Here is a 495-nt window from a genome sequence, read left to right as displayed (position 1 = left end):
ACCAAAACGCAGTGCATTTTGCACCAAAACGCAGTGTATTTTGCACCAAAACACAGTGCATTTAGCACCAAAACACAGTGCATTTAGCACCAAAACGCAGTGCATTTAGCCGCAAAACGCCCGAAACGGGGTGCAAACAGCGGTCTTTTTAAATAAAAATTCATTTCATCGTATTCACAAACTACCCCCTTTTTGCAATCAAAACAAACCTTCGCGAGAATCGATTTTTTGGGCCAAGCGGGTGAAGTGGTGGATAAAAAGGGCAGCCATAGTGTTAAAATATATGCGGAAAAGCAGACAAAAACGAGGTGGTAGCAGGCGGGTTAATGAGTTTCAGGCATTGGGTTAATTAAGTTAGTGGGGCTAGTTTATTTAGTTCTTCTAGTCGGACTGGTCAGACTGGTCAGACTGGTCAGACTGGTCGGACTGGTCGGACTGGTCGGACAAGTTAACAAGAGTGGTGGGCGCAGCCATCTTTTCACCTTTTCACCCTTT

The organism is Prevotella sp. HMSC073D09 (assembly GCF_001814145.1).
Taxonomy (GTDB): Bacteria; Bacteroidota; Bacteroidia; order Bacteroidales; family Bacteroidaceae; genus Prevotella; species Prevotella conceptionensis.
The sequence above is the reverse complement of the archived record's forward strand: the minus strand, read 5'-3'. Positions refer to the sequence as shown.